Annotated in this window: 4 protein-coding genes; all 4 read right to left on the reverse strand. The window is 40.9% G+C overall.

Annotation, left to right across the window (positions count from 1 at the left end; all coding sequences use genetic code 11):
- Nucleotides 1-5: 5 nt before the first annotated feature.
- The 4 genes from GX437_12645 to GX437_12660 all read right to left on the reverse strand — a co-directional run bounded on the left by GX437_12645 (nucleotide 6) and on the right by GX437_12660 (nucleotide 6,132).
- Nucleotides 6-1,664 carry a S8 family serine peptidase gene (locus GX437_12645; GenBank protein ID NLJ08504.1) on the reverse strand — a complete coding sequence of 553 codons (1,659 nt, stop codon included), beginning with the start codon at nucleotides 1,662-1,664 and terminating at the stop codon, nucleotides 6-8.
- A 10-nt stretch (nucleotides 1,665-1,674) separates the two neighbouring features.
- Nucleotides 1,675-2,358 carry a DUF4412 domain-containing protein gene (locus GX437_12650; GenBank protein ID NLJ08505.1) on the reverse strand — a complete coding sequence of 228 codons (684 nt, stop codon included), beginning with the start codon at nucleotides 2,356-2,358 and terminating at the stop codon, nucleotides 1,675-1,677.
- A gap of 59 nt (nucleotides 2,359-2,417) precedes the next feature.
- A complete protein-coding gene (locus tag GX437_12655) occupies nucleotides 2,418-2,786 on the reverse strand; it encodes a hypothetical protein (GenBank protein NLJ08506.1) in 369 nt (122 codons plus the stop codon).
- Nucleotides 2,787-2,877: 91 nt separating this feature from the next.
- On the reverse strand, nucleotides 2,878-6,132 hold the full coding sequence (locus GX437_12660; protein NLJ08507.1) for a protease: 3,255 nt from the start codon (nucleotides 6,130-6,132) through the stop codon (nucleotides 2,878-2,880).
- Nucleotides 6,133-6,164 lie beyond the last annotated feature (32 nt).

Raw genomic sequence — 6,164 nt, forward strand, 5'->3', positions numbered from 1 at the left:
TTTGATTAATAAGCGACTAACCTTTCCCTGACTTTTGTCTTTCCATCATTTAACTCCAGAAAATAAAACCCCGGTCTTAAAATACCATTGATTTTAAAAATTTCCCTGTTAAAGGAATTTGCATTTACTTCAGTCGAATATTCATTAATTTTCTTCCCGATCAGGTTATATAAGGTAATGCTCACTGTTGACTTTTCTTTTGAGAAGAAGCTAATGTTCAGGCCATTTTTAAATGGATTGGGATAGATTTTCAGCAATGAAATCGTTTTATCAGAGGGGGTTTGAGAGAGGGAGAGAATTTCGTAAGCCAGTTTATAATCCGGAATACCATAACCCATCAGATGATCAGGAAAAGGATAAAGATGAGCACTTTGCTCGATGGCACGAATAATTTCCATATTATTTTTATTGGGAAAAGCCTGAATCAGACAGGCGGTCAATCCGGTGATGACAGGAGCAGAAAGTGACGTCCCGCTGATGAGTTCCAGTTTATTGTCTTCCAGTGAAGCGGCTACAGTCCCCCAGCCCATGGCAACCACATTAGGTTTGACATCTCCGTCAGCAGAAGGGCCGGTTGAACTGAAAGGAGCATATTCATTCTTCGCATTGACGGCACCTACCGTCAAAATACTATCGGCATCAGCCGGAGCGGTAATATATTTCCATTCCTTGCTTCCCTGATTCCCTGCACTGCTGACCACCACCAGGCCTTTTGAGGCGGCAATGTCGGCTGCACGACTGATTCTGAGGGTATTACCATCAAGCTCGTTGTAGGTATGATTCATGGCCGGATTGTCAAATTCCGAATATCCGAGAGAAGAATTGATAATGTCGGCTCCGGCACTGTCGGCTATTTCGGTAGCACTGATCCATGCTTCCTCTTCAACAGGGTATTCATTAGAGCCATTCTCACTGACAATCAGTATATATTCGGCTTTTGGGGCCGTACCTATCATGAATCCCGGAATATTGGCAGCCATCACACTTAACACATAGGTGCCATGCGTATGGTCTTTAAACACACTATCATCTCCCCTGATCAGATTGACATGCATTTTAACCCTGTTTTCATCAAACATGTTTTTAAAAAGCGAAAGTCTGTCCACTTTCCAGAAGCCGGCATCATTCACGGCAATGACAACTCCCTGCCCCTGAAAACCTTTTTCATGTAGAAAGTCTCCATTCAGCATATTGATTTGTCTGAAAGCATGCCCGTAATTCAGACCGGCTGTTTCTGTATCCGTCACCGGATATGGCAATACATCAACCCGCTCTGAATCTGTGGAGCTAAACACCTTGACTGCTTCAGTAACAAAGGCATATTGCCTGATTTGCCTGATGACAGTAATCGTATCGACCTTGATAGTGGCTGAATTCATCCAGCGTGATGTAAAAAGAATCTGTGCACCTGCCTTACGCAGGCTGTCAAGATAGGCAGGATTTACCGGAAAATCGCTTTCATCAACCGGAATACCAAACCTTATTCTTCTGTCGATTGCCCGCTGGGAAAGAAATTCAAGTGGCCTGTTGACGGAATAAGGTGTGTTTTTCTTATCCTTAAAACTTACACGGTAAATCTTATTACTTCCGGTATTAACCTGTGCTTCAAGGGTGACGGATAATAAAAGGCAAAATGTCAGGATGACAATGGATAAATATTTCATCTACAATCAGTTAAAAATTAAGGAAGTTGTTTTCAAATGGTTTAATGGTATAATTTTTCGGGATCTGAAATTCAGAGCTTTTGAATTTTTCATTTTTAATATCCACAGCTCTCAGTATCAGATTCATGTTAAATCCCATCTGATCGACATTCATTTGTATTTTAAGCGGAAATGCATCCAGCCCTTCATAATTAAAATATCCGGGCACACCGGCACTTTCGAGCCCTTTCATCTTCAGACTTAATTGATCGGTAGCCCAAATATATTGTACTATCTCATTGCCACCTTCATTCATCACAATTTTGTATTTCTCACAATGATAACCTAAAATTTCTTCACTTTCATTCAATTTAATCACTTTTGGGGCTTCCCTGTTTTCAAATTCAGTATTTTTTCCGGCTGCTTTTATCTCCCATGCCGTTTTTTCTTCGTCATTGATAAGATAGGTATCGCCAGATTTGGTTACCAGTATATTGCCTGCCATCATTTCGAGCAGTCCACCTTTAATTCTGATCCTGACATTCTCATCTTTAAAGCTGAAAACATAAGAATCAGGCAAGTACGATTTCATCATCGACATAAAATCACCTTCCACATCCATTTTAAATACAATGGTGCCTTCAAAAATTTTTTTATCACCTGAAAAAGAACTCAGCAATAAAATGATGGGAATCAATAAGATAAATTTTTTCATAAACAGGAAAGATTTTTAATCATCGAAAGTCAAGTTTTATGCCAGTGGAAAAATCCGTTTCAGCCATCACGTCCGACATACTCCTGCCGGATGACCAGCATATAGTAGTCATCTTCAATGGGGAGGTAGCCATGGTCGTAACAGAAATAATATGTCTTACCATTTTTAGTGGTGTAAATATTCGTAAAATACTGAAAATTAAATCCTTTATCAATCAAAACACTTTTGCTTACCCTTGCTTTTCCCTCAGGATTGAGCTCTGCCAGTATCCTTCTGTTTTTCCGGAGAACATGATTGACATTTCTGATAAAATTGGTTTCATCCTTATTCAGGCGGTTATTATAGGTATTCCGGCACTGATCGGAGCAGAATTTTTTGTCAATACGCCCCGTAAAGGTATCTCCACATTCAGGACAAATCTTCTTCATGAAGCAAATTTACAACATTTTGAAAAAGCACAATTATCTGATCGACACCTTATTTATTGACGAAACACAAATCATAAGGCAATGTAAATGACTACTTCGATTTATCCGGAAATGGCGGAATATCAGGAATTTCTTTCGGATTTTTCTTCAGCTCATCCAGAATGACTTCAATGGCTTTATTGAGTTGTTCATCCACACCGGTAAACTCTTTATAAGGATCGTTATCCACATAAATGTCGGGCTCAACACCATGACCTTCAATAATCCATCCCTTTTCGTCATAGGTCGAAAACTCCGGTTTATTCAGAAACATACCATCAATAAAGGGTAAAGTTCCGCGAATACCTACTACTCCACCCCATGTACGTTTTCCGATAAGTTTTCCGATTCCGTATTTTTTAAACTGAAACGGGAAAAGATCACCGTCAGATGCAGAATATTCGTTGATAAGGCAAACCTTAGGTCCTAAATGCATTTCACGCGGAGTGGCTGATTTGATGGTATTTCTGGCCATGTTGGCTCTTGCCATTTCCCTTCTCAGACGTTCAATGATCATGGGAGACACATTGCCGCCCCCATTTCCCCTGTCATCAATAATCAGGGCTTTTTTCGACAGTTGCGGATAAAAATATTTGACAAACTCATTCAAGCCGGCTACTCCCATATCAGGAATATGAATATAGCCAACCTTTCCGCCTGTAGCTTCACTGACCTTACGGATATTGTCCTGCACCCAGTTGAAATAATACAAACCGCTTTCATCATCAGTAGGGACAACGATAACCTTACGGCTGCCTGCCAGTTCGGGTTTGGAATTGACACTCAGCATGACTTCCTTACCGGCAGTGCCAATCAATGCCTGATAAATATTGTCCATTTTGTTGGTAGGCTCCCCGTTGATAGCCGTGATGTAATCCCCTGCCTTGACATTGATTCCAACCTCGGTCAAAGGTGAGCGGAGTTCTTTATCCCAGTTTTGTCCTTCAAGGATTTTTTCAATTTTATAAAAACCTGAGGCATCCTGAGAAATGACAGCACCCAGCAGTCCCATTTTGACTTTATCCACCTGAGGACGGTCGCCTCCTCCCACGTAGGCATGACCCACATTGAGCTCAGCAATCATTTCACCGATAATATAATTCAGGTCATCGCGGTGATTGACATGGGCAACCAGGGGTAAGTATTTGTCATACATACCTTTCCAGTTAACACCATGCATGTTGGGTGCATAGAAAAAGTCTCTCATCTGTCGCCATGCCTCAGCAAACATCTGATTCCATTCCTCATGTTTATTGACCCATATTTTCATTTCAGAAAGGTCGAGCTTGCCTTCTGAAAGATTAAGATTTCCTTTGGGAACATCAATCACATAATAGCTGCCTTCTTTAATCACCAGCATCTTTTTCCCGTCAAAAGAAATTTCATAATTGGATATTTCGCCAAGCTCACTCTCTTTCTGTGTACTCAGGTCAAAAAGCTTCAGTTTTGTTTTTTCGTTGGTAGCACTGCGCATGTAATAAACTTTTCCATCTACACAGGTAATATTGTAATAACTGCCGGCTTTGTCGGGAATAACAAGAATCCTGCTTTGCAATCCATCCAGATCAATTTTCGTCTCGACTGACTTAGCGGCAGGCTTGTCTGCCTTTTTTTCCTTGTTATCCTGTTTGGGGTCAGCCTGAGTCTCTTCCCTGGTGCTGACTACAGGATCTTTATATTCAAATGGTGAAGGAGTATCTTTGGAAAGCGTTACAAAATAAATTCTCGACATGTCGGAATAAGAATGATTCCACTCTGTCCAGGAATATGTCGGGTTAAAATCACGGTCAGAAACAAAAAACAGGTATTTCCCATCATTGCTGAAGGAAGGTTGCCCTGAATTGAACCAGCCGTCAGTAACAGGATATTTTTTTCCGCCTGACAATTCATAGAGGTAAATCACATTTTCATTTTCATATTCCGGACGGGTATAAGCGATCCATTTGCTATCGGGTGACCATGTATATTGATTGAATTCCCAAACCTCGGCTTTGTCCACAACTGTAACCTTTTTTGATTCAATATCAATGTAATACAGTTTCAGCTCTTTATCAGCCCACATCAGTTTTTTACTATCTGGCGACCATTCCAGATGATATTTATAACCAAGGCGGTCGTTGGTCAGCTGAACAGCTTCGCTACCCTCGGCAACATCTTTCACGTAAATTTCAAACTCACCGCTTTTATCAGAAATCCATGCATATTTTTTCCCATCTGGTGACCAGACAGCGTTTTTCTCATGCACTCCTGAGGTTTTGGTCAGGTTATAGGTAATTCCTTTGTCGGCCGGCAATGAGAATATCTCGCCTCTGGCATTGACCAGTACACGCTTCCCATCCGGTGACAGACTTAAGCCATTAATAAACCTGGAGGCATCCACCAGTGTATTTCGTGAATTAACAAAATCATTATTGATAAAAACAGTAACTTTTTCGAGTTTATTTGTCAGTAAATCATATACATAAATATAGCCTCCGTTTTCGAAAACAATAGCATTGTTGCCCAGCGAAGGAAATTTGATGTCATACACATTAAATTCAGTCAGTTGTCTGGTGGTTTTGCTTTCAAGGTCATACACAAAGAGGTTCATCGTTCGGTTCCGGTCTGATAGGAAATAGATTTTATTTCCGTACCACATGGGAAAAACATCCTGAGCTTCATGATTGGTAATATTGGTAGTCGTTTTTGAATTAAAATCAAAAATCCAGATATCATCAGCCATCCCTCCCCTGTAATATTTCCAGGTACGAAACTCTCTGAAAATGCGGTTATAGGCAATTTTGCCTCCATCAGGGGAGTAACTGCACCATCCTCCTCTCGGGAATGGCAATTCTTCAGGCAGATTCCCTTTGGTATTCACCACATACAGACTTCCTGTAAAATCGTTGAAAGTTTTCATGCGTGTCCGGAAAACAATATGCTCATTGTCTTTCCATGTCATAACGATATTATTAGGCCCCATGCGATCCGACAGGTCATCTCTACCCAAAGTAGCCGTGTAAGTCAATCTTTTCGGGACTCCACCCGAAGAAGGCATGAGGTAAACCTCCCTGTTGCCGTCATATTCTCCGGTAAACGCAATGTTTTTTCCGTCAGGGCTGAAACGTGCAAACATCTCATATCCAGGATGATTGGTGAGTTTTTGGGCTGTCCCGCCTGTCCGTGCAACAGTATATAAGTCACCGGCATAGCTAAAAACAATCTGATTGTTGAAAATAGCCGGGAAACGCATCAAACGGGCTTCCTCCTGTGCAGTCAGCTGTAAAAAGCTTACAATTAACAGGCTTAAAACAAGGTAATTTTTCATGGTCAGATGATTTAATATTCTTTTTGATTTGC

Source organism: Sphingobacteriales bacterium, assembly GCA_012517435.1.
In the GTDB taxonomy this organism is placed as follows: Bacteria; Bacteroidota; Bacteroidia; order CAILMK01; family JAAYUY01; genus JAAYUY01.

What these genes read in the sequence shown, in the direction of transcription:
- GX437_12645 (NLJ08504.1), bottom strand. Translation starts at nt 1,664, where the DNA reads ATGAAATATTTATCCATTGTCATCCTGACATTTTGCCTTTTATTATCC.
- GX437_12660 (NLJ08507.1), bottom strand. Translation starts at nt 6,132, where the DNA reads ATGAAAAATTACCTTGTTTTAAGCCTGTTAATTGTAAGCTTTTTACAG.
- GX437_12655 (NLJ08506.1), bottom strand. Translation starts at nt 2,786, where the DNA reads ATGAAGAAGATTTGTCCTGAATGTGGAGATACCTTTACGGGGCGTATT.
- GX437_12650 (NLJ08505.1), bottom strand. Translation starts at nt 2,358, where the DNA reads ATGAAAAAATTTATCTTATTGATTCCCATCATTTTATTGCTGAGTTCT.